Source organism: Mycolicibacterium madagascariense, from assembly GCF_010729665.1.
GTDB lineage: Bacteria > Actinomycetota > Actinomycetes > Mycobacteriales > Mycobacteriaceae > Mycobacterium > Mycobacterium madagascariense.
In genome coordinates this window covers 2,735,363-2,757,531 of the sequence record NZ_AP022610.1, presented here as the reverse complement: position 1 = coordinate 2,757,531, position 22,169 = coordinate 2,735,363, and the positions used below count along the sequence as shown (strand labels likewise).

Sequence of the window (22,169 nt, the reverse complement as noted above, 5' to 3'; positions counted from 1 at the left end):
TGCCCTGCCGCGAGCGGTCCCGATCAGGACTCGATGAACCGGACCAGATGGGGTGACATGCCCGCGGTGCGCACGGGACTGACGGTGACGCGGCCCGCGCTGCCCGACGCCTCGAGCATCTTGCCGCCGCCGAGGAAGATCGTCACGTGCTGGCTGCCGCCGGGACCGTAGAAGATGAGGTCCCCGCGTTTGGCCTGCGACGGCGCGATCGGGCGTCCCGAGTCGTACTGGTCGCCCGAGTACTTCGGGATCGCGACGCCGACGCCGGCGAACGCGTAGCGGGTCAGCCCGGAGCAGTCGAAGCCGATCTTGCCCGCGTCGGAGTCGACGCCCGCGCTGGGACCGGTGAGCGAGCCCCCGCCCCAGGAGTACGGCACTCCCATCTGCGAGCCGGCACGCCTGATGACGTACTCGATCGCCTGGGGCCCGCGCACCCGGCCGCCGGTCGTCGCGGTCGGGTCCTTGGCGAGTCCGAGGTTGACCAGGAACTGATGGCCGAGGCTCTGGGTGGTCTCCAGCGCGATCTTGCTGGCCTGGAACGACGCGTTCGCCATGGCGACGGGGTCACCGGGCGCACCGGAACTGGGCACCTTGGGCAGCGTCGGGTCCCATTCCCCGTCGGTGGGATCGGCGCTGGCGGTCGGCGCCCCGACGAACGCAATCATGAAGGCGCACAACGTCATTGCCATGACGAGCAGGCGGCGGGTGAGGCTGCTGGGCACGACGGTCGCCATCAGTATTCGATGTATCGGACGACGTAGGGCGTCATGCCACTGGTGCGGACGTCGGAGATGTGGACGTCGGAACCCGTGTAGGGCGCCTCGAGCATCTTGCCTGCGCCGAGGTACAGGGTGACGTGCTGGGCGCCGCCCGGGCCGTAGAAGATCACGTCGCCGCGACGCATCTGCGACGCCGGGATCTTGCGGCCCATGTCGTACTGCGCGCCCGAGTAGTGCGGCAGCCTGATGCCGACGCCGGCGAAGGCGTACAGGATGAGGCCGGAGCAGTCGAAGCCGGTCGTCCCCGCCCCGGAGTCGATGCCCCGGCTGGGTCCGGCCGCGGTGCCGCCGCCCCACGAGTAGGGCACGCCGATCTGGGAGCCGGCCCGGCGGATGACGTACTCGGAGGCCTGGCGGCCGTAGACGCGCGGGATGGCGCCGTTGGTGAACCCGCTGTCGGTGGGCACGAGGCCCAGCTTCTGCAGGAAGCTGTGCCCCATCTGGCTGGTCAACTGCGAGGACGTCGAGGCGATCCCGAGCACGCCGTTGAGGATGGCGACGGGGTCACCGCTGACGAAGGCGCTCGGGATGGCGGGCAGCGTGGGGTCCCAGCCGGTGTCCCACCGCGAGTTGCCGGGCGCGGCCGCCGACGGGTCGCGGTCCCAGTTGGCCGCGGGGTTGCCCGGTGCCGCGGCGGCGGCCTGGGGGGCGGCCTGCGGTGCGACTCCCGTGGCGGGCGTCGACCAGTCGCGCGCGGCGGCCAGCTCGGCCTGGGCTGCCGAGCGTTCGGCGGTCAGTTGGTCGAGTTGGGCCTGCTGATCCTTGAACGTCTGCTGCGCCTGGGTGAGCGATGCGACCGCGGCATCCTGGCTGGACTGCGCGTCGAGGAGGGCCTGGTCGGCCTTCTGCTTGGCCGCCCGCGCCGCGGACTCCTCGTTGACGCGCTCGGTGCGGGCCCGCTGCAGATCGGTGATGGCCTGCTGGGTGCTGACGTTCAGTGTCTGGCCGACCGCCGCGGTGTCGAGGATGTCGGCTGGATCCTTCGCGGTGACGTAGGACGCCGAAGGACCGTTCACGTAGTTCGAGGCGGCGAACGCGTCGAAGTGCGTCTGCGCCGCGGCGATGGCGGCGTCGGCGTCGGCGAGCTTGGCCTGGCTCGTCTGGACCTGGGCTTGCGCGGCGGCGGCGTCGTCCCGCGCGGTCTGTACCGCGACGATCGCCTTGTTGACCCCCTCCTGCTCCGACTGGATGCGCGCCCCGAGGTCCTGCAACTTCTGATCGGCGTTGGCCACGGCGGCGACGAGCCCCGCGATTCCTTGCGGGCCCACCGGATCGGCGGTCGCGACGCCGACCCCGTACGTGAACACGGTCGTGACGAGGACACCACATGCGAGCGAACTCGCCACCGAGGCGCGAAGGGTGCGTCTCATTGGACTCCGGTCTCTCAGGCCAACGGGTAACGCAGCAGCACGTTCCCCGGGCGTCGAGCCACAGAAGTCACATCAATCACATCTGCAACACACGACGCCTTCTGCACCGTACGTCACGAGTTGCGCCAAGGAAACGCCGCGAAGGAATTACATCTTTGTAATTGGGGGGAAGTTATCGAAAGGTGACTATTACGATGCGAATCGAATGGGTATTCGAATGCATTTGCGATCTCGCAGCGTCAGATGCCCGCCGCCGCAGGCGTTTCCGCGTCGAAAGTCCGCTTCGCGCGAAACTGGAGAATCCGGGTTGCGACGGCCGCGATGGCGACGCCGAGGACGAGGACGATCGTGAATGGCGTCCATTGGAAATGGGGCGTCGTAATTTCGGTGAGGAAATTCTGGGACGCCGCCACCGGGGTCCCGCTGACCTTCGCGATGTCCTGCCCGGCCTCGAGCGTGACCCGGTCGAAGGACGCGCTGTAGGTGCCCGCGAACGAGGGGCTGAGCACCAGCACCGTCGACCCGGGGTAGGTCTCGCCCACTTCGGTGGCGATGTCGCGCAACGGGGTGTCGATGGGCGGATTCTGATCCAGGACGACCAGCTTGAGGTCGATGCCCTTCTGCTTGGCGGCGGTGACCACCTGCGCCAGTCCGGCGTTGGCCGCGACCTTGGGTGCGCTGACGCCGTCGTCGCGCAGGTCCGCCTTGACGAGATCCATGCAGACGTCGGGCGGCGTGGTGACGGCGTCCTTGCCGACGGCCTCGCAGACCTGCGACGGGATGAACAGTGGCAGCTGCAGAGTCGTCACCAGCCAGAGATTACCTTCCCCGGACGCTGCGCCGTGGTTCGCCGACACCGCCGACGGCGTCCAAACGGCTGGCAGCGCGCCACGATCAGGAGAAGACTGGGGCCCGCGCCGAGGTCGCTTACAGGACAAGCGTACTGTTGGAAATCGCAACCGCCGGGACACAGCCCGTCACGGCGAAGATCGAACCGGGAGTTGATGTGACCAGCGTTAATTCGTTCGGAGCCCACGACACGCTGAAGGTCGGGGACGAGTCCTACGAGATCTACCGCCTGGACGCGGTACCAGGAACCGAGAAGCTGCCCTACAGCCTGAAGGTCCTGGCCGAGAACCTGCTCCGCACCGAGGACGGTGCCAACATCACCAAGGAACACGTCGAGGCCATCGCCAACTGGGATCCCGAGGCCGACCCCAGCATCGAGATCCAGTTCACCCCGGCCCGCGTGATCATGCAGGACTTCACCGGCGTGCCGTGCATCGTCGACCTCGCCACGATGCGCGAGGCGGTCGGCGACCTCGGTGGCGACCCGAACAAGGTCAATCCGCTGGCGCCCGCCGAGATGGTCATCGACCACTCGGTCATCGTCGACGTGTTCGGCAACGCCGGGGCCTTCGAGCGCAACGTCGACATCGAGTACTCCCGCAACGGCGAGCGCTACCAGTTCCTGCGCTGGGGTCAGGGCGCGTTCGACGACTTCAAGGTGGTCCCGCCCGGCACCGGCATCGTGCACCAGGTCAACATCGAATACCTGGCCCGCACCGTGATGACGCGCGATGGCGTGGCCTACCCCGACACGTGCGTCGGCACCGACAGCCACACGACGATGGTCAACGGTCTCGGCGTGCTCGGCTGGGGCGTCGGCGGCATCGAGGCCGAGGCCGCCATGCTCGGCCAGCCCGTGTCGATGCTCATCCCCCGCGTCGTCGGCTTCAAGCTCTCCGGGGAGATCAAGCCCGGCGTCACCGCCACCGACGTGGTGCTGACCGTGACCGACATGCTGCGCAAGCACGGCGTGGTCGGCAAGTTCGTCGAGTTCTACGGCGAGGGCGTCGCCGAGGTTCCGCTGGCCAACCGCGCCACGCTGGGGAACATGAGCCCGGAGTTCGGCTCGACGGCGGCCATCTTCCCGATCGACGAGGTGACGGTCGACTACCTGAGGCTGACCGGACGCTCCGACGAGCAGCTCGCGCTCGTCGAGGCGTACGCCAAGGCGCAGGGCATGTGGCACGACCCCAAGAAGGAACCCGTCTACTCCGAATACCTCGAGCTCGACCTCGGCGACGTGGTGCCCTCCATCGCCGGACCGAAGCGCCCGCAGGACCGCATCCTGCTGTCGGAGTCGAAGATCGCCTTCCGCAAGGACATTCACAACTACGTCGAGGAGAACCACCCGGCGCCGGAGACCAAGCTCGACGAGGCCGTCGACGAGTCCTTCCCCGCCAGCGACTCCGTGGCGCTGTCCTTCGCCGACGACGGCGAGTCCGACGTGCGGCCCTCGGCGGCCAACGGCTCGCACGGCAGGCCGTCCAAGCCCGTGACGGTGACCTCCGACGAGCACGGCGAGTTCGTGCTCGACCATGGCGCGGTGGTGGTCGCGGCCATCACGTCGTGCACCAACACGTCCAACCCGTCGGTCATGCTCGGCGCGGCACTGCTGGCCCGCAACGCCGTCGAGAAGGGCCTGACCAGCAAGCCCTGGGTCAAGACGTCGATGGCGCCCGGCTCCCAGGTGGTCAGCGACTACTACGACAAGGCGGGCGTCTGGCCCTACCTGGAGAAGCTGGGCTTCTTCCTGGTCGGCTACGGCTGCACGACGTGCATCGGCAACACCGGGCCGCTCCCGGATGCCATCTCCAAGGCCATCAACGACAACGACCTCTCGGTCACGGCCGTGCTGTCGGGCAACCGCAACTTCGAGGGCCGCATCTCCCCCGACGTCAAGATGAACTACCTGGCCTCCCCGCCGCTGGTCATCGCCTACGCACTCGCCGGGACGATGGACTTCGACTTCGAGACCGAGCCACTCGGTCAGGACGGCGACGGCAACGACGTCTTCCTCAAGGACATCTGGCCGTCGTCGAAGGAGATCTCCGACGTCATCGCCTCGTCGATCGACCGGAAGATGTTCACCGACAGCTACGCCGACGTCTTCAAGGGCGACGAGCGCTGGCGCAACCTGCCCACCCCGGAGGGCAAGACCTTCGCGTGGGATCCGAACTCGACCTACGTCCGCAAGCCCCCGTACTTCGACGGCATGCCCGCCGACCCGGAGCCCGTCACCGACATCAAGGGCGCCAGAGTCCTTGCCCTGCTTGGTGATTCGGTGACCACCGACCACATCTCCCCGGCAGGCAACATCAAGGCCGGCACGCCGGCCGCGCAGTACCTCGAGGAGAACGGCGTCGAGAAGACGGACTACAACTCCTACGGTTCGCGGCGCGGAAACCACGAGGTGATGATCCGCGGGACGTTCGCGAACATTCGGCTCCGCAACCAACTGCTCGACGACGTGTCCGGCGGCTACACGCGTGACTTCACCCAGGACGGCGGCCCGCAGGCGTTCATCTACGACGCGGCGCAGAACTACGCGGCCGCGGGCATCCCGCTCGTCGTGCTGGGCGGCAAGGAGTACGGGTCGGGGTCGTCTCGCGACTGGGCGGCCAAGGGCACCAGCCTGCTGGGCGTCCGCGCGGTCATCACCGAGTCCTTCGAGCGCATCCACCGTTCCAACCTGATCGGCATGGGCGTCGTCCCGCTGCAGTTCCCCGCCGGCGAATCCGCGGCGTCGCTGAAGCTCGACGGCACCGAGACGTTCGACATCACGGGGATCGAAGCGCTCAACGAGGGCACGACGCCGAAGAGCATGCACGTGACGGCCACCAAGGAGGACGGCTCGAAGGTCGAGTTCGACGCGGTGGTGCGCATCGACACCCCGGGCGAGGCCGACTACTACCGCAACGGCGGCATCCTGCAGTACGTCCTGCGCAACATGCTGAAGTCGTGACCGGACGGTGAGCACGACGCTGCGGGCGAAGAGGTAGTCCGGTGCCACGGGTGACCGAGGATCACTTGGCGGCTCGGCGCCGCCAGATCCTGGACGGCGCTCGGCGGTGCTTCGCGCAGTACGGGTACGAGAGTGCGACCGTGCGACGGCTCGAACAGACGATCGGGCTGTCGCGCGGCGCCATCTTCCACCACTTCCGCGACAAGGACACGCTGTTCTTCGAACTGGCGCGTGAAGATGCCGAACGGATGGCGGAGGTTGCCTCACGCGAGGGCCTCATCCAAGTGATGCGCGACTTGCTGGCGGCACCAGACCAATTCGACTGGTTGACGACGCGGCTGGAGATTGCCCGCAAGCTGCGCAACGACCCGGCATTCCACAGCGGCTGGGCCGAGCGGTCAGCGGAGCTGTCGGATGCGACGACGGCGCGCCTGCGACGGCAGAAGCAGGCGGGTCGCCTGCGCGAAGACGTGCCTGCCGACGTCCTGCAGACCTACCTCGATCTGGTGCTCGACGGACTGGTCGCGCGGCTCGCGTCCGGTGACGAGCCCGAAAGGCTCAGCGCTGTGCTGGATCTCGTCGAGGCGTCGGTCCGGCAGCAGTAAGTCAGTGCCGCCGACGGTGATTGGGCCCGCCGCGACTACGCATGGTGGTGCCGGACTCCCGAAGCATGCTGTGGATCGACCCGTACGACTTGCCCGTACTTGCCACCAAAGCCCTTATGCTCGCTCCCTTTTCGTAGGCAGCACGCAATTCGTCGAGCAGGTCGTCCCTGGACTTGTCCAGTTCCCTCATGTGCATCTCCCCATTCGCAGATGCACTTTCGGTTACCCGACGGCAGGGGGCTTCAATCACGACCGTTCACTATTTAGGCCAACTCGATGAGTTCGCGGTACTCCTCGGACCAGTAATCCTCGGTGCCGTCGGGCAGCAGGACGACGCGCTGGGGGTCGAGCGCTTCGGCCGCACCCGGGTCGTGAGTCACCAGCACGACGGCACCCTGATAGCTGCGCAGGGCGTCGAGCACCTGCTCGCGCGAGGCGGGGTCGAGGTTGTTGGTCGGTTCGTCGAGCAGCAGCACGTTGGCCGTCGAGGCCACCAGCCCGGCCAGCGCCAGCCGCGTCTTCTCACCGCCGGAGAGGGTGCCTGCGGGCTGGTCGAGCTGCGGACCGCTGAACATGAACGCCCCGAGCAGGCTCCGCAGGTCCTGATCCCCGGTGTCGGGCGCCGCGTGGCGGATGTTCTCCCACACCGAGGCCGACCCGTCGATGGTGTCGTGTTCCTGCGCGAAGTAGCCCAGCTTGAGGCCGTGACCGGGCTCGATGGCCCCGGCGTCGGCCTTCTCCACCCCCGCCAGGATCCGCAGGAGCGTGGTCTTGCCCGCGCCGTTGAGTCCGAGGACGACGACGCGTGAACCCTTGTCGATCGCCAGGTCGACGCCGGTGAAGATCTCCAGGGAGCCGTAGGTCTTGGTGAGGCCCTTGCCCACCAGCGGCGTGCGTCCGCAGACGGCGGGCGTGGGAAACCTGATCTTGGCGACCTTGTCGGCCACGCGCTCCTCGTCGAGCTCGGCGATCATGCGCTCGGCGCGACGCAGCATGTTCTGTGCCGCAACGGCTTTGGTGGCCTTTGCGCCCATCTTCGCGGCCTGGGTGCGCAGCGCGGACGCCTTCTTCTCGGCGTTCGCGCGTTCGCGGCGCCTGCGCTGCTCGTCGGTGGCGCGGGCGTCGAGGTACTTCTGCCAGCCCATGTTGTAGACGTCGGCCTCACCGCGCACGGCGTCGAGGAACCACACCCGGTTGACGACGTCGGCCAGCAGGCCCACGTCGTGACTGATGACGACGAGACCGCCGGTGTGGTTCTGCAGGAACGTGCGCAACCAGCCGATCGAGTCCGCGTCGAGGTGGTTGGTGGGCTCGTCGAGCAGCAGCGTCGTGTCCGAGCCGGAGCCGGTGTCCGACGCCGCGAACAGGATGCGGGCGAGCTCCACCCGGCGCCGCTGACCACCGGACAGCGTGCGCAGCGCCTGGGTGAGGACGCGGTCGGGAAGGCCCAGGCTGGCGCAGATGCGCCCCGCTTCGCTCTCGGCGGCGTAGCCACCGAGGGCGGCGAAGCGCTCCTCGAGCTGGCCGTAGCGCTTGACGGCCCTGTCCCTGGCGGCGTCGTCCACGACCTCGGCCATGATCGTCTGCTGCTTCTCGAGGTCAGAGAGCAGGGTGTCCAGGCCGCGCGCGGACAGCACCCGGTCCCTGGCCAGCATGTCGAGGTCACCCTCCCTGGGATCCTGTGGGAGATAACCGATCTCACCGGTGCGGTCGATCCGTCCCGCGTAGGGCTCGCCCTCGCCGGCCAGGATCCGCATCGTGGTGGTCTTGCCCGCGCCGTTGCGCCCGACGAGTCCGATCCGGTCCCCCGGCTGGATGCGCAGCGCGGCGCCCTCGGTGGCCAGCAGCGTACGCGCGCCAGCGCGGACCTCGAGGTCCGTTGCGGTGATCACGCTGTACTCCTCATAGCTTGTCGTCGGTGAACGCGGCCGGGCGCTTCTCGGCGCGCGCAGCAACCGCTTCCTCGAAGTTGGCGGTAAGCAGGCGCACGTAGAGCTGGCCCAGGCCCTCGGCCTGCATGTGACCCTCTAGGCTACCGGCTTCCAGTCCACTCCAGAGCGTGCGCTTGGTCAACTCGACACCCGGCCGGGAGAACGACGCGATGCGTTCGCCCATCGAATAGCAGGTGTCGAGCAGCTCGTCGTCGGGCACCGCGTACGACACCAGACCGATGCGTTGAGCCTCCTCGGCGTCGACGTCGCGACCGGTCAGCATCAGCTCGAACGCCCGCGAGGTCCCAATTGCCTTGGGCAGCAAGTACGAAAGCCCGAGCTCGCTGGCCGTCAGCCCGTTGTTGATGCCGGCGGCGCGGAAGTAGGCGCCCGCCGCGGCGACCCTGACGTCACAGGCCAGCGCCAGGCACAGGCCACCGCCGATCGCCGCGCCGTTGACGGCCGCGATCACCGGCTGATGCATCCGCCGTATGGCGAGAATCACGTCGTCGAGGACCTCCATGGACCGCAACGCGTAGGTCGGCTTGGTCAAACCCTCGACGTGGGGCACCGATCCCGCGGACTTGTGATCGGCGCCCGAGGAGAAGCCCCGGCCGGCGCCCGTCAACACCACGACGCGGGTGTCGTTGTCGTGGTTGAGCTCCTCGAGCGCGGCGCGCAGCGGAACCATGACGTCGAAGGCCATGGAGTTCATTCGCTCCGGGCGGTTCAGCGTCACCACGGCCAGCTGCGGCCGGGGTCGGTCGACGAGGACGAGGGGCTGCGCCGTCGAATTCTGCTCGCTCACGACCAGCACGCTATCGCGTGCCGCCGCTAGACCTCTTCGGCTTTGGCCTGCTCCGCCAGCGCGGCTTCGACGTCGAGCTCCTTGATCTGTCCGATCACGTCCTCGAGGTCCTTCGCCGGCAGCATGCCGGAATGCCGAAAGACCATGTGGCCCTTCTTGAATGCCATCAGCGTCGGGATCGCCTGGATCTCTGCGGCGGCGGCGAGGCCCTGCTCGGCCTCGGTGTCGACCTTGGCGTGGACGACGTCGGGGTGCTTGTCCGACGACGCGGAGTAGGTCGGCGCGAACGCACGACACGGTCCGCACCACTCCGCCCAGAAGTCCACGAGGACGATCTCGTTGTCGGTGATGGTGTCGTTGAATTGCTCGGTGGTGATGTCCTGCGTGCTCACGTCTGTCCTAACGTCGGGTCCTACCTGCTTGTTCCCCTACGGGAGCGCTCGGGGGTCAGTGCAGCGAGCCGAGCGCAGACGCGGGTTCATACCCATTGAACCCGTCGAGCTCCCCGTCGCGCAGCCGGGCGACCCAGGCGGGGTCCGCCAGCAGGGCGCGGCCGAGTGCGATGACGTCGAATTCGCCTGCCTCGAACTGCGCGACGACGGCGTCGACGGGGGCGGGCGCGATCGACGTCCTGGGCCCCTCGTCGCGGAATGCGGTGTCCAGGCCGACCGACCCCACCGCGATCACGGGTGCACCGGTGACCTTCTTGGTCCAGCCCGCCAGGCTGAGCACCGGGTCCAGCTCGGGGAACGCCGGTGCGTAGTGCCGCCTCGTCGACGGGTGGAAGACGTCGACGCCGGCGTCGACCAGCGGGGCCAGCAGCTCCTGCAGTTCGGATGGATCGGCGGCGATGCGGGCGTCGTAGTCGGTGGCCTTCCACTGCGAGAACCTGAACACGATCGGGAAGTCGTCGCCGACGGCGGCGCGAATGGCGGCCACCACCTCGGCCGGGAAGCGGGTCCGCGCCGTGCGCGACCCGCCGTAGCCGTCGGTCCGCAGATTGGTCTGCTCCCAGAGGAATTCGTCGAGCAGGTAGCCGTGCGCGCCGTGCACTTCGACGGCGTCGAAGCCGGCGGCGCGCGCATTGCGGGCGGCCAGCGCGAATTGCCCTGCCACGTCGGGGAGTTCGTCGGTGCGCAGCGCACGGCTGGTGGTGGCGCCGGAGCCGTCGACGCCGGACGGGCTGACCGCCTGCACGCCGTCGTCGGCGGCGCGCGCGGCGCCCTGATGCCACAGCTGGGCGGCGATCACGGCACCGTGGGCGTGGACGGCGTCGGTGACCCTGCGCCATCCGGCGAGCACGTCGTCACCCGCCAGCGTGGGAATCGACGTCGGATATCCCGCTGCCGGGTCGGGCAGCCGCACGCCCTCGGTGATGATGAGGCCGACCCCGCCCGCTGCCCGCCGGGCGTAGTACGCGGCGACGTCGGGACCGGGCACGCCGCCCGGTGAGGCCTGACGTGTCATGGGCGCCATGGCGAACCGGTTGGGAATCGTCATCGACCGCACGGTCAGGGGCCGGAACAGTTCGGGCAGACCTTGGCTCATGGTGGCGTGCAACGCCTCCGGCGGCCCGCCGATTCCGCCCGGGTCACAGCTCGGCGCGGCCGCGTTCGAAGAAGTCGGCCACGTCGGTGGCGAGTGCGTCCACGTCGTGCGACGCGTCCAGCGCCATGAAGGCACCGAACGGAGCGTTCCAGAACGCACCGATGCGCGAGGACCACGGACCGACGTAGGCATACGGCAGCGGATGGAAGTCGTCGCCGGGAGACACCCCGTAGTTGACCTCGTCGTCGGTGACCCCGACGTCGAAGTGCTCGGGCCACAACACCGGATGTCCTTGCGGCAGAACGGTCTTCAGCGCGAAACCGCCCGCGTACAGGCTGCGGTGGACGAGTTCGGCGGCCTCCGCGTCGAGCGCGAGCACGGTGTCCTCGCTCAGCGGGTCGACGATCTCGTAGGCGCCGACGGGCGGGCCGACGTCCAGCCCGGAGGCCGCCGCGAGCGCCCCGACCGTGCCGGTGATCGGTGCGCCGTCCCCACCCCACACCAGATCGGTGCCGCGCACCGCGACGGGAATCGACACCCCGGTGAACCCGTCGGGCCGCACGGCCAGCCGAATGGTGCCCGCCGCGCGGTACTGCGGTCCGGCGATGAAGCTCTCGGCGATTCCACGAAGCTGGCGGCGCGTGTCGACGTATGCCTGGGTGTCCATCGCGCCCAGCCTAGGACAGGGGCGTTCCAATCGACCTCCCACCGTTCTCCTAGCGCATGCACAGGGGCGTCCAGCACCGTGAAGGCATGCTCACCTCAACCCTCGTCTCGCGCTGCGGCGCAGTCGCCTTCGCCGGTGCGGCGGTCGTCGCTCTGGCAGCGTGCGGATCGTCCAGCACCCCGTCGGCGTCGTCCTCCGCATCCAGTGCCAAGCCCTCCTCGTCCAGCGCCGCCGCGTCCCCGAGTTCGGCGCCGATGGCTCAGGCGAAGGACCGCATCGCCGGCATCGTGGGATCGGTTGCCGGAGGCAAGGTCACGCTGACCGGGCCGGACGGGCCCGGTCCCGTCGACGTCGGACCGACGACGCACGTCACGCAGCTCACCACCGCCCAGCTCACCGACATCGCCGTGGGACAGTGCCTGGTCGCCCGACCGACCAAGGAGACCCAGGGCACCCCCAACGTCACGGCCGCGGCGATCCTCTTCGGACCGGCTGACAACAACGGACAGTGCGCGCCCCCCGGCCGCAAGGGCGGCCGAGGCATCATCGGCACCGTCGCGTCGATCAACGGCAATGCGATCACCGTGACCGGGTCGGACAACACCACCAGCACCGTGACGGTCGCGTCCAACACGCGCTTCGCCAAGCGCAACGTCGTCGACCCATCGGCCATCGCAGCGGGCGAGTGCCTGATTGCGCAGGGCACCAAGGCCGGGGACGGCAGCCTGCAGGCCACGTCCATCGGACTCAAGCCCGCCGACAGCGGACCCTGCGGTAGGCGTCAGGGCAGCTAGACGGTGAAGCCGAGGGCGCGCAGCTGCTCGCGACCGTCCTCGGTGATCTTGTCCGGCCCCCACGGCGGATTCCACACCCAGTTGATCTTGATCTCGTTGACCAGTCCCGCGCCCACCAGCGCGGTGCGGGACTGGTCTTCGATGACGTCGGTCAGCGGGCACGCCGCCGACGTGAGCGTCATGTCGATCAGGGCCACCTTCGATCCGGTGTCCCCCTCCTCGACGTCCAGTCCGTAGACCAGGCCCAGGTCGACGACGTTGATCCCCAGTTCGGGATCGACCACGTCGCGCATCGCCTCCTCGAGATCGGCCAGCACTTCCTCAGAAGCGGTGTCGCTCATGGTCGTTCCTCCTCGTCGTCACCGACATGCGTCGGTGCTTCCTTCGATGGCCTGGCCTCCGCCAGTGCTTCCTTCGATGGCCTGGCCTCCGCCAGTGCGGCCTTGAAGGCCATCCAGCCCAGCAGCGCGCACTTCACCCTGGCCGGATACTTCGCGACGCCGGCGAACGCGATCCCGTCACCGATGACGTCCTCGTCTCCCTCGACGTTGCCGCGGGAGGAGATCATCTCGGCGAACGCCGCCACCGTCTTCATCGCCGCCCCTACGCTCTGGCCGATCACCTGATCGGTCAGCACCGACGTCGCCGCCTGGCTGATCGAACAGCCCTGCCCGTCATAGGAGACGTCGGTGACCGTCTCGCCGTCGTCGGACAGCGCGACCCGCAGGGTGACCTCGTCACCACACGTCGGATTGACGTGATGCACCTCGGCGGCGAAGGGATCGCGCAGACCGCGGTGATGCGGGTGCTTGTAGTGGTCCAGGATCACCTCCTGGTACATCTGCTCCATTCGCACGGTCAGCGCCTGCCCGATTCCCCGGTGCCCGCCGTACCGAAGAACTCGATGGCACGGCGAATGCCCGCGGCCAACCGGTCCACCTCGTCGAGGGTGTTGTACACGCCGAACGACGCGCGTGCCGTCGCGGCGACGCCGAACCGGCGGTGCAGGGGCCACGCGCAGTGGTGCCCGACACGGACCGCGACGCCCTCGTCGTCGAGCACCTGCCCGACGTCGTGCGCATGGACACCGTCGACCACGAAGCTGACCGGCGACCCGCGGTCGACCATCGAGGTCGGGCCGACGATGCGCACCGCGTCGATCTCCGCGAGCCGTTCCAGCGTGGCGGCGACCAGTTCGGCCTCGTGTGCCTCGACGGCGGCCATCCCGACGTCGCGCAGATACCGCGCGGCGGCTGCCAGCCCGACGACCTGTGACGTCATGGGTGTGCCCGCCTCGAATCGCTGCGGCGCGGGGGCGTACGTGGTGGCCTCCATCGTGACCGTCTCGATCATGGAGCCGCCGGTGAGGAACGGAGGCATGGCGTCGAGCAACTCACGGCGACCGTAGAGCACCCCGATCCCCGTGGGACCCAACATCTTGTGACCGGAGAACGCGGCGTAGTCGACGCCGAGCGCGTGCAGATCGACGGGCTGGTGCGGCACCGACTGGCAGGCGTCGAGAACCGTCAGCGCGCCGACGGCCCTGGCGCGCGACACCAACTCGCCCACTGGCGCGATGGCACCCGTGACGTTCGAATGATGGCTGAAGGCAACGACTTTGACCCGCTCGTCGAGCTCGAGGGAATCGAGGTCCAAGCGCCCGTCGTCGGTCACCGAATACCAGCGCAATGTGGCGCCGGTCCGCCGCGCCAACTCCTGCCACGGAATCAGATTGGCGTGGTGCTCGAGCTCGGTCGTCACGATGACGTCGCCGGGCCCGACGACACGGTCGAAACGTCCGTCGCCGAGGACGTAGGACACCAGGTTGAGGGATTCCGTCGCGTTCTTCGTGAAGACCAGTTCGTCGGCGTCGGCACCCACGAAGGCGGCGATGTCCTCGCGACCCTGCTCGTAGGCGTCCGTGGACTCCTCCATCAGCTGGTGCGCACCGCGGTGCACCGCACCGTTGGAGGTGGTCAGGAACTCGCGTTCGGCATCGAGCACCTGCAGCGGCTTCTGCGAGGTGGCTCCGGAGTCCAAGTACGCCAACGGATTTCCGCCGCGCATCACCCGGCCCAGGATGGGGAAGTCCGCCCGAATCGCGGTGACGTCGAGCGTCGTGGACGCCGCCGTCATGTCAGGCCTCGACCGCCTGGGTGAAGCGTTCGTACCCGTTCTCCTCCAGCTCGTCGGCGAGTTCGGGCCCACCGGACTGGATGATGCGGCCGTTGAAGAACACGTGGACGAACTGCGGCTGGATGTAGCGCAGGATGCGGGTGTAGTGCGTGATCAGCAGGACGCCACCGTTCTCGGCCTTGGCGTAGCGGTTGACGCCCTCGCTCACGACGCGCAGCGCGTCGACGTCGAGCCCGGAGTCGGTCTCGTCGAGGATGGCGATCTTCGGCTTCAGCAAGCCCAGCTGCAGAATCTCGTGCCGCTTCTTCTCCCCGCCCGAGAAGCCCTCGTTGACACTGCGTTCGGAGAATGCCGGGTCGATGTCGAGATCGCTCATCGCGCCCTTGACCTCCTTGACCCAGTGCCGCAGCTTGGGTGCCTCTCTACGGACGGCGGTCGCCGCGGTGCGCAGGAAGTTCGACATCGAGACGCCGGGCACCTCGATGGGGTACTGCATCGCCAGGAAGAGCCCCGCCCTGGCCCGCTCGTCGACGCTCATCGCCAGGACGTCCTGCCCGTCGAGCGTGATCGAGCCCGACGTCACGGTGTACTTGGGATGCCCCGCGATGGCATAGGACAGCGTGGACTTGCCGGAACCGTTGGGCCCCATCACGGCATGGGTCTCCCCCGACTTCACGGTGAGATCGACACCCTTGAGGATCTCGATGTCGGCACCGCCCTCGGCGGAGATGACGGAGACGTGCAGGTCCTTGACTTCAAGTGTGGTCATGTCAACTACTCTTCGATTCGGTGATGGCTAGTTCTCGTTCGATGGCGTCGGTGAGGCGTTCGCGCACTGCGGGGACGGCGATCTTGGCGATGATCTCGCCGAAGAAACCGCGCACCACGAGCCGGCGGGCCTGATCCTCCGGAATGCCGCGGGCACGGAGGTAGAACAACTGCTCGTCGTCGAAACGTCCCGTGGCGCTGGCGTGCCCGGCGCCGATGATCTCACCGGTCTCGATCTCCAGGTTGGGCACCGAGTCGGCGCGAGCGCCGTCGGTGAGCACGAGGTTGCGGTTGGCCTCGTAGGTGTCGGTGCCGGTGGCCTCGGCGCGGATCAGCACGTCACCCACCCACACGGTGTGGGCGTCCGGCTTCTTCGATTCCGGATCCCCTTGCAGCGCACCCTTGTACAGCACGTCGGACTTGCAGTTGGGCTGCGAGTGATCGACCAGCAGCCGGGACTCGAAGTGCTGACCGTCGTCGGCGAAGTACGTGCCGAGCAACTGCGCGTCGCCGCCGGGGCCGGTGAAGCGCACCGTCGTCGACGTCCGCACCACGTCGCCACCGAGGGTGACGGCGACGTGCCCGAGGACCGCGTCCTTGCCGAGTCGCGCGTGATGCGAGCTCACGTGCACCATGTCGTCGGCCCAGTCGGCGATCCAGATGACGCCGACGCCGGCCGCGTCACCGACGACGATCTCCACGTTGTCGGCATAGGTTCCGCTGCCGCGCAGGTCGACCACGACGATGGCCCGCGACAACTCCTCGACGCGGATCTGCAGGTGCCCGTAGGCGGTCTTGCCCTCACCCGGTCCGGTGACGGTGATCTCGATGGGCTCGGCGACCTCGGTGTCCCGCGCGACGGTGACGATCGTCGCCTGCTCGAATGACGAGAACGCCTGTGCCGCAACGCGATCGGACGGCACGCCGCCTTGGCCGAGGCGCTCGTCGCCGCGCGCGACCGTCTCGACGGTCACCCCGGGGCGGTCGCTGACCTCGATCGGCGCGCGGCCCGTCGGGGCGGCCGATCCGTCGTGCAGGCCGCGCAACCGCTTCAGCGGGGTGAACCGCCACAGCTCGTCGCGGCCGCCGGGGACCTCGAACGCGTCGACGTCGAACGAGCTGAACAGCTCACCCTTGTTCAGCGCGGCCAGTGTCGAGCCGCCGTTCCTGATGCCCTCGGCGGCTTCGGTCAGGTTGCTGCCTGCCTCCGTCATGCCTCGTCCCCCGTTGCTTCGCTCGCCCTCATCCGACGGCGCCTTCCATCTGTAGTTCGATCAGGCGGTTCAGCTCGAGCGCGTACTCCATCGGGAGTTCCTTCGCGATCGGCTCGACGAAGCCCCGCACGACCATGGCCATGGCCTCGTCCTCGGTCATGCCGCGGCTCATCAGGTAGAAGAGCTGATCGGCGCTGACCTTCGACACCGTGGCCTCGTGACCCATCGTGACGTCGTCCTCGCGGATGTCGACGTAGGGGTAGGTGTCACTGCGGCTGACCGAATCCACCAGCAGCGCATCGCATTTCACGCTGGAGCGAGAACCGTGCGCGCCCTTGTTGATCTGGACCAGTCCGCGGTAGGAGGCGCGGCCGCCGCCACGGGCAACCGATTTCGACACGATGTTGCTCGACGTGTTCGGCGCCAGGTGCAGCATCTTGGCGCCGGTGTCCTGGTGCTGGCCCTCGCCGGCGAACGCGACCGAGAGCACTTCGCCCTTGGCGTGCTCACCGGTCATCCAGACCGCGGGGTACTTCATCGTGACCTTGGAGCCGATGTTGCCGTCGACCCACTCCATGGTGGCGCCGGCTTCCGCCCGCGCCCGCTTGGTGACGAGGTTGTAGACGTTGTTCGACCAGTTCTGAATGGTGGTGTAGCGGCACCGGCCGCCCGGCTTGACGATGATCTCCACCACGGCCGAGTGCAGCGAGTCCGACTTGTAGATCGGGGCGGTACATCCCTCGACGTAGTGCACGTAGGCGTCCTCGTCGACGATGATCAGCGTCCGCTCGAACTGGCCCATGTTCTCGGTGTTGATGCGGAAGTAGGCCTGCAGCGGGATGTCCACGTGCACGCCCTTCGGCACGTAGATGAACGAGCCGCCCGACCACACCGCGGTGTTGAGCGCGGAGAACTTGTTGTCACCGGCCGGAATGACGGTGCCGAAGTACTCCCTGAACAGCTCGGGGTGCTCGCGCAGCCCCGAGTCGGTGTCCAGGAAGATGACGCCCTGGGCCTCGAGGTCCTCGCGGATCGAGTGGTAGACGACCTCGGACTCGTACTGCGCGGCGACGCCGGACACCAGGCGCTGCTTCTCCGCCTCGGGGATGCCGAGCTTGTCGTAGGTGTTCTTGATGTCGGCGGGCAGGTCGTCCCACGTGGCGGCCTGCTTCTCGCTGGAGCGCACGAAGTACTTGATGTTGTCGAAGAAGATGCCCTCGAGGTTGGACCCCCAGTTCGGCATGGGCTTCTTGTCGAACGTGCGCAGAGCCTTGAGCCGCATCTCGAGCATCCACTCGGGTTCGCTCTTCTTGGCCGAGATGTCGCGCACCACGGCCTCGGAGAGACCGCGCTGCGCGCTGGCGCCGGCGACGTCGGAGTCCGACCAGCCGTAGCCATAGGTGCCCAGCGAGGCGATGGTCTCCTCTTGGGTGAGGGCTTCCGGTGTGGTCGTCATGTCGACGCTCCTCTGTTCGTGTCGGAATTCTCGGGTTCGGCGCGGGCGGTGCGCCGGGCGGGTTCTGGGATGACGGGAACGTGTGTGGTGCAGGCACAGTCGCCGTTGACGATGGTCGCCAGCCTCTGCACGTGGGTACCCAGGATCTCGGCGAAGGCGTCCTGTTCGGCTTCGCACAGCTCCGGGAACTCGGCGGCCACGTGCGACACCGGGCAGTGATGCTGACAGATCTGCACGCCGTCGATGGGACCGGTCACGCGCGTCGTCGTCGTGGCGTAGCCCGCGCCGGTGAGCGCCACGGCGACGCGGTCGGCGGCGGTGGCCACGTCCGAGGCGACGTCCGCGCCGGGGGTCTGGGCGCCGGCGAGGATGGTGTCGATGCGCCGGCGCGCGAAGGTGCGGATCGCGTCGTCACCGCCGACCTCGCGCAGCTGGCGCATGGCGGCCACGGCGAGGTCGTCGTAGGCGTGATCGAGCTTGGCCCGCCCGGCCGCGGTCAGCCGGAACCGCCGGGCGGGGCGTCCCCGCCCGTGGTGCTGCCAGGTGGCCGCGGCATTGGACTCGGCGTCGCCCGCGTCGATCAGCGCGTCGAGGTGGCGACGCACGCCCGCGGCCGAGATGCCGAGGCGGTCGCCGATCTCCCCCGCGGTGATGGGACCCTCGAGGAGGAGCTGAACGATGGATCGCCGGGTGTGCCCGTCCGAGCTCGACGCGGCGCCGGCAGACAGGCCTGCGGCGCCCTCGGAGCCCGAACGTAATTTCACAACACCATTGTGTCGGAATTCGCCGAACAGGTCTAGGAAGGCCACCCTTAGGTAGCTCACTCATTACGCTGCTGGCATGGCCGCCCGCCCACCGTCGCTGAGCACCGCCGTCGCGCGCTGGCACGCCGACGAGACGACGGTCGGTTCACCGCTGATCGCGTCGGAGGTGGCACTGCTGCGCCGGACCCGGGTGTTCGGCGCCACGGGCACGGTGTTGATGGCGATCGGGGCGCTCGGCGCGGGCGCCCGGCCCGTCGTCCAGGACCCCACGTTCGGCGTGCGGTTGCTCAACCTCCCGTCGCGAATCCAGACCGTGTCCCTGACGATGACCACCACCGGCGCGGTGATGATGGCACTGGCGTGGCTCATGCTCGGACGCTTCGCCCTCGGCAGCAGGCGCATGTCCCGCAGTCAGCTCGACCGCACGCTGCTGCTCTGGGCTCTGCCGCTGCTCATCGCCCCGCCGATGTACAGCAAGGACGTCTACTCCTACCTGGCGCAGAGCCAGATCGCACGCATCGGGCTCGACCCCTATCGCGTGGGCCCTGCACCGGGCCTCGGACTCGACCACGTGTTCACGCTGTCGGTGCCCAGCCTGTGGCGGGACACCCCGGCGCCCTACGGTCCGCTGTTCCTGTGGATCGGCAGGGACATCTCCGACCTGACCGGGGACAACATCGTCGCCGCGGTGCTGTGCCATCGCCTCGTCGTGCTGTTCGGCGTCGGGTTGATCGTGTGGGCCACTCCCCGACTGGCCAGGCGCTGCGGGGTCGCCGAGGTCAGCGCGCTGTGGCTGGGGCCCTGCAACCCGTTGCTGTTCATGCACCTGGTGGCGGGCATCCACAACGAGGCGCTGATGCTCGGCCTCATGCTGACCGGCACCGAGTTCGCCCTGCGCGCGATCAGCAGGACGCGCGACAACCATCCCGCGGGACCGCTCCTGCCGCGCCCGCTGCACTGGCCGCACGGGCGCAGCGAATGGGCGGCCTGGTTGCCGCTGGCGATGCTGCTGGCGGGGACCGTGCTCATCACCATGTCCTCGCAGGTCAAGCTGCCCTCGCTGCTGGCCGTGGGGTTCGTGGCGATGGCGCTGGCCTGCAAGTGGGGTGGGTCGGTGCGGGCCTTCGTCGTTGCCGGCGGGCTGGTCACCGCGATCGTCGTGGTGGTGACGGTGGCCATCGGGTGGGCCAGTGGGCTGGGCTTCGGGTGGCTGTTCACCCTCGGCACGGCCAACGTCGTGCGATCGTGGATGTCGCCGCCGACCCTCATCGCGCTGGGTACCGGGCAGGTGGGCAACCTGCTCGGCCTCGGCGATCACACCACCGCGGTCCTCGCGCTCACCCGCGCCATCGGTGTGATCATCATCTCGATCCTGGTGTCGTACCTGTTGTTCGCGGTGTTGCGCGGGCGGCTGCACCCCGTCGGCGGCCTCGGCGTGGCCCTCGGCGCGACGGTGCTGCTGTTTCCCGTGGTGCAGCCGTGGTACCTGCTGTGGGCGATCATTCCGCTGGCGACCTGGGCCACCCGCCCCGGATTTCGCGGCACGACCATCGTGATCACCCTGATCGTGGGCATATTCGGGCCGACGGCGAACGGCGACCGGTTCGCTCTGTTCCAGATCCTCGACGCCACCGTGGCGAGCACGATCATCGTGCTGGCCCTCATCGCGATCACCTATTCGCGGCTGCCGTGGCGCCCCTTGGCGGTGGTGACCGGGGCGGACGAGCCGGAATCCGTGCCACCGGCACCACCCGCCCCCAGGGCCGACGCCTACGCTGAGACACCGTGACCTCCCGTTCCGACGTCCCCGTGCGGCTATGCGGAGTCACCAAGCGGTACGGGTCGACCGTGGCGGTCGACGGCCTCGATCTCGAGGTTCGGGCCGCCGAGGTGCTCGCGTTGCTAGGCCCCAATGGTGCGGGCAAGACCACGACGATCGAGATGTGCGAGGGCTTCCTCGCGCCCGACGCGGGCAGCATCGACATCCTCGGACTCGACCCCGTGGCCGACAACGCGAAGCTGCGCGAACGCATCGGGGTGATGCTGCAGGGCGGAGGCGGCTATCCCGCGGCCCGGGCGGGCGAGATGCTCCGCCTCGTCGCGGCGTACTCGGCCCGCCCGCTCGATCCCGCCTGGCTGATGGACACCCTCGGCCTGACCGACGCCGCGAAGACCACCTACCGGCGACTGTCGGGTGGTCAGCAGCAGCGGCTCGCCCTGGCGTGCGCGATCGTCGGGCGACCGGAGCTGGTGTTCCTCGACGAGCCGACGGCAGGCATGGACGCCCATGCGCGCATCGTGGTGTGGGACCTCATCGACGGGCTGCGCCGCGACGGCGTCACCGTCGTCCTGACGACCCATCAGCTCACGGAGGCCGAGCAACTCGCGGACCGGCTGGTGATCATCGACCACGGGGTCGCGGTCGCCAAGGGCACGCCCGCCGAGCTGATGGGCCGCGGCGCGGAGAACCAGCTGCGCTTCTCGGCCCCGCCCAAACTCGATCTGTCCCTGCTGATCTCGGCGCTGCCCGAGAGCTACCAGGCCACCGAGGTGTCGCCGGGTGAGTACCTCGTCGAGGGCTTGATCGACCCGCAGGTGCTCGCCACCGTCACCGCGTGGTGCGCCCGGCTGAACGTCCTCGCCACCGACATGCGCGTCGAGCAGCGCAGCCTCGAGGACGTCTTCCTCGACATCACCGGACGGGAGCTGAGGTCATGACGAGCGCGAATCGATTCGAGGTCGGCACGTTCACGCCCGACCCGCGGCCCGCGACGGTCCCGGCGATGCTGGCCGCCCAGTACCGGCTCGAGCTGAAGCTGTTGCTGCGCAACGGCGAACAGCTACTGCTGACGATGTTCATCCCGATCACGCTGCTCGTCGGTCTGACCCTGCTGCCCCTCGGCTCGTTCGGACCCAACCGGGCGGCGACGTTCGTCCCGCCGATCATGGCCCTCGCGATCATCTCGACGGCGTTCACCGGCCAGGCCATCGCGGTGGCCTTCGACCGGCGCTACGGCGCGTTGAAACGGCTGGGCGCGACGGCACTGCCCGTCTGGGGCGTCATCGCGGGCAAGTCGCTGGCCGTCGTCACCGTCGTCATCCTGCAGTCGATCCTGCTCGGCGCCATCGGCGTGGCGCTGGGGTGGCGGCCCGCGTTCGTCGGGCTCGCGCTCGGCGCCGTCATCATCGCACTCGGCACCGCGGCCTTCACCGCGCTCGGTCTGCTGCTCGGCGGGACCCTGCGGGCGGAGATCGTGCTGGCGATCGCCAACCTGCTGTGGTTCGTGTTCGCCGGCGTGGGAGCGCTGGTGCTCGAGGGCGGCCTGCTCTCCCCCGGCGCCCGCTTCGTTGCGCGGCTCACCCCGTCCGGCGCACTGACCGAGGCACTCTCCCAGGCGATGACGGTGTCGGTGGACTGGCTGGGCATCGCCGTGCTGGCCGTGTGGGGTGCGCTGGCCGCGCTGTGCGCGCTGCGGTGGTTCCGCTTCACCTGACTCCCCCTACTACGGCCTGTAGTT

General features: G+C 68.7%; 22 protein-coding genes. 6 read left to right on the top strand and 16 right to left on the bottom strand.

What is annotated here, in order from left to right; genetic code table 11:
• Nucleotides 1–23: 23 nt before the first annotated feature.
• The 3 genes from ripB to G6N60_RS13005 all read right to left on the bottom strand — a co-directional run bounded on the left by ripB (nt 24) and on the right by G6N60_RS13005 (nt 2,958).
• The gene (gene ripB, locus G6N60_RS13015) at nt 24–734 is read right to left on the bottom strand and encodes an NlpC/P60 family peptidoglycan endopeptidase RipB (RefSeq protein ID WP_163737576.1); all 711 of its coding nucleotides are present in this window, start codon (nt 732–734) and stop codon (nt 24–26) included.
• Nucleotides 734–2,149, bottom strand: a complete 1,416-nt coding sequence (gene ripA / locus G6N60_RS13010) for an NlpC/P60 family peptidoglycan endopeptidase RipA (RefSeq protein WP_163737573.1) — start codon at nt 2,147–2,149, stop codon at nt 734–736. The genes ripB and ripA overlap by 1 nt, the downstream gene beginning before the upstream one ends.
• 239 nt (nt 2,150–2,388) lie before the next feature.
• On the bottom strand, nt 2,389–2,958 hold the full coding sequence (locus tag G6N60_RS13005) for an Rv1476 family membrane protein (RefSeq protein ID WP_163737570.1): 570 nt from the start codon (nt 2,956–2,958) through the stop codon (nt 2,389–2,391).
• A gap of 197 nt (nt 2,959–3,155) precedes the next feature.
• On the opposite strand from G6N60_RS13005, the gene acnA reads away from it, so the two are divergent.
• Both acnA and G6N60_RS12995 read left to right on the top strand, forming a co-directional pair.
• Entirely contained in the window at nt 3,156–5,960 is a 2,805-nt protein-coding gene (gene acnA, locus G6N60_RS13000) for an aconitate hydratase AcnA (RefSeq protein ID WP_281355698.1), read from the top strand.
• Between the two features lie 41 nt (nt 5,961–6,001).
• On the top strand, nt 6,002–6,565 hold the full coding sequence (locus G6N60_RS12995) for a TetR/AcrR family transcriptional regulator (protein ID WP_163737567.1): 564 nt from the start codon (nt 6,002–6,004) through the stop codon (nt 6,563–6,565).
• Between the two features lies 1 nt (nt 6,566).
• Here the strand turns inward: G6N60_RS12995 and G6N60_RS28410 are convergent, their stop codons facing one another.
• From G6N60_RS28410 to G6N60_RS12965, 6 genes are all read right to left on the bottom strand, one after another.
• Complete coding sequence (locus G6N60_RS28410; RefSeq protein ID WP_163737565.1) at nt 6,567–6,755, bottom strand: helix-turn-helix domain-containing protein; 189 nt, start codon at nt 6,753–6,755, stop codon at nt 6,567–6,569.
• A 73-nt stretch (nt 6,756–6,828) separates the two neighbouring features.
• Nucleotides 6,829–8,457, bottom strand: coding sequence for an ABC-F family ATP-binding cassette domain-containing protein (locus tag G6N60_RS12985; RefSeq protein WP_163737561.1), 1,629 nt, complete (start codon nt 8,455–8,457; stop codon nt 6,829–6,831).
• 10 nt (nt 8,458–8,467) lie between these two features.
• Nucleotides 8,468–9,313: an enoyl-CoA hydratase gene (locus tag G6N60_RS12980; RefSeq protein WP_163737559.1), complete on the bottom strand. Its 846-nt coding sequence runs from the start codon at nt 9,311–9,313 to the stop codon at nt 8,468–8,470.
• 17 nt (nt 9,314–9,330) lie between these two features.
• Nucleotides 9,331–9,696 carry a thioredoxin gene (gene trxA / locus G6N60_RS12975; RefSeq protein ID WP_163737556.1) on the bottom strand — a complete coding sequence of 122 codons (366 nt, stop codon included), beginning with the start codon at nt 9,694–9,696 and terminating at the stop codon, nt 9,331–9,333.
• A 55-nt stretch (nt 9,697–9,751) separates the two neighbouring features.
• Nucleotides 9,752–10,852 (bottom strand): oxidoreductase, encoded by a 1,101-nt coding sequence (locus G6N60_RS12970; protein WP_163737553.1) that lies wholly within the window; start codon nt 10,850–10,852, stop codon nt 9,752–9,754.
• Nucleotides 10,853–10,895: 43 nt separating this feature from the next.
• The gene (locus G6N60_RS12965; RefSeq protein WP_163737550.1) at nt 10,896–11,519 is read right to left on the bottom strand and encodes a hypothetical protein; all 624 of its coding nucleotides are present in this window, start codon (nt 11,517–11,519) and stop codon (nt 10,896–10,898) included.
• Nucleotides 11,520–11,605: 86 nt separating this feature from the next.
• Between G6N60_RS12965 and G6N60_RS12960 the strand changes: the two genes are divergently transcribed.
• Complete coding sequence (locus G6N60_RS12960; RefSeq protein ID WP_163737547.1) at nt 11,606–12,313, top strand: DUF5666 domain-containing protein; 708 nt, start codon at nt 11,606–11,608, stop codon at nt 12,311–12,313.
• Here G6N60_RS12960 and G6N60_RS12955 read toward each other — a convergent pair.
• Genes G6N60_RS12955 through G6N60_RS12925 form a run of 7 tightly spaced genes read right to left on the bottom strand, consistent with a single transcriptional unit; the run spans nt 12,310 to nt 18,651 of the window.
• Complete coding sequence (locus tag G6N60_RS12955; protein WP_163737543.1) at nt 12,310–12,654, bottom strand: metal-sulfur cluster assembly factor; 345 nt, start codon at nt 12,652–12,654, stop codon at nt 12,310–12,312. The genes G6N60_RS12960 and G6N60_RS12955 overlap by 4 nt on opposite strands.
• Nucleotides 12,651–13,169 (bottom strand): Fe-S cluster assembly sulfur transfer protein SufU, encoded by a 519-nt coding sequence (sufU, locus tag G6N60_RS12950; protein WP_246240620.1) that lies wholly within the window; start codon nt 13,167–13,169, stop codon nt 12,651–12,653. Before sufU ends, G6N60_RS12955 begins: the two co-directional genes overlap by 4 nt.
• Nucleotides 13,170–13,171: 2 nt before the next feature.
• Complete coding sequence (locus tag G6N60_RS12945; protein WP_163737539.1) at nt 13,172–14,449, bottom strand: cysteine desulfurase; 1,278 nt, start codon at nt 14,447–14,449, stop codon at nt 13,172–13,174.
• 1 nt (nt 14,450) lies between these two features.
• Entirely contained in the window at nt 14,451–15,218 is a 768-nt protein-coding gene (sufC, locus tag G6N60_RS12940) for a Fe-S cluster assembly ATPase SufC (RefSeq protein ID WP_163737537.1), read from the bottom strand.
• Between the two features lies 1 nt (nt 15,219).
• A complete protein-coding gene (gene sufD, locus G6N60_RS12935) occupies nt 15,220–16,431 on the bottom strand; it encodes a Fe-S cluster assembly protein SufD (protein ID WP_163737534.1) in 1,212 nt (403 codons plus the stop codon).
• A gap of 28 nt (nt 16,432–16,459) precedes the next feature.
• Entirely contained in the window at nt 16,460–17,887 is a 1,428-nt protein-coding gene (gene sufB / locus G6N60_RS12930; protein WP_163737530.1) for a Fe-S cluster assembly protein SufB, read from the bottom strand.
• A complete protein-coding gene (locus G6N60_RS12925) occupies nt 17,884–18,651 on the bottom strand; it encodes a helix-turn-helix transcriptional regulator (protein WP_163737527.1) in 768 nt (255 codons plus the stop codon). Before G6N60_RS12925 ends, sufB begins: the two co-directional genes overlap by 4 nt.
• A gap of 76 nt (nt 18,652–18,727) precedes the next feature.
• Between G6N60_RS12925 and mptB the strand changes: the two genes are divergently transcribed.
• From mptB to G6N60_RS12910, 3 genes are read left to right on the top strand one after another with little or no spacing between them, the layout of a single operon-like run.
• Complete coding sequence (gene mptB / locus G6N60_RS12920; RefSeq protein ID WP_163737524.1) at nt 18,728–20,440, top strand: polyprenol phosphomannose-dependent alpha 1,6 mannosyltransferase MptB; 1,713 nt, start codon at nt 18,728–18,730, stop codon at nt 20,438–20,440.
• A complete protein-coding gene (locus G6N60_RS12915; RefSeq protein WP_163737522.1) occupies nt 20,437–21,369 on the top strand; it encodes an ABC transporter ATP-binding protein in 933 nt (310 codons plus the stop codon). The genes mptB and G6N60_RS12915 overlap by 4 nt, the downstream gene beginning before the upstream one ends.
• Nucleotides 21,366–22,145, top strand: a complete 780-nt coding sequence (locus G6N60_RS12910; RefSeq protein ID WP_163737519.1) for an ABC transporter permease — start codon at nt 21,366–21,368, stop codon at nt 22,143–22,145. The genes G6N60_RS12915 and G6N60_RS12910 overlap by 4 nt, the downstream gene beginning before the upstream one ends.
• The last annotated feature ends 24 nt before the right edge of the window (nt 22,146–22,169 follow it).

Coding starts and splice junctions, on each gene's coding strand:
- ripB (WP_163737576.1), bottom strand. CDS start 734: ATGGCGACCGTCGTGCCCAGCAGCCTCACCCGCCGCCTGCTCGTCATG.
- ripA (WP_163737573.1), bottom strand. CDS start 2,149: ATGAGACGCACCCTTCGCGCCTCGGTGGCGAGTTCGCTCGCATGTGGT.
- G6N60_RS28410 (WP_163737565.1), bottom strand. CDS start 6,755: ATGAGGGAACTGGACAAGTCCAGGGACGACCTGCTCGACGAATTGCGT.
- G6N60_RS12970 (WP_163737553.1), bottom strand. CDS start 10,852: ATGAGCCAAGGTCTGCCCGAACTGTTCCGGCCCCTGACCGTGCGGTCG.
- G6N60_RS12965 (WP_163737550.1), bottom strand. CDS start 11,519: ATGGACACCCAGGCATACGTCGACACGCGCCGCCAGCTTCGTGGAATC.
- G6N60_RS12960 (WP_163737547.1), top strand. CDS start 11,606: ATGCTCACCTCAACCCTCGTCTCGCGCTGCGGCGCAGTCGCCTTCGCC.
- G6N60_RS12955 (WP_163737543.1), bottom strand. CDS start 12,654: ATGAGCGACACCGCTTCTGAGGAAGTGCTGGCCGATCTCGAGGAGGCG.
- G6N60_RS12945 (WP_163737539.1), bottom strand. CDS start 14,449: ATGACGGCGGCGTCCACGACGCTCGACGTCACCGCGATTCGGGCGGAC.
- sufC (WP_163737537.1), bottom strand. CDS start 15,218: ATGACCACACTTGAAGTCAAGGACCTGCACGTCTCCGTCATCTCCGCC.
- sufD (WP_163737534.1), bottom strand. CDS start 16,431: ATGACGGAGGCAGGCAGCAACCTGACCGAAGCCGCCGAGGGCATCAGG.
- sufB (WP_163737530.1), bottom strand. CDS start 17,887: ATGACGACCACACCGGAAGCCCTCACCCAAGAGGAGACCATCGCCTCG.
- mptB (WP_163737524.1), top strand. CDS start 18,728: ATGGCCGCCCGCCCACCGTCGCTGAGCACCGCCGTCGCGCGCTGGCAC.
- G6N60_RS12910 (WP_163737519.1), top strand. CDS start 21,366: ATGACGAGCGCGAATCGATTCGAGGTCGGCACGTTCACGCCCGACCCG.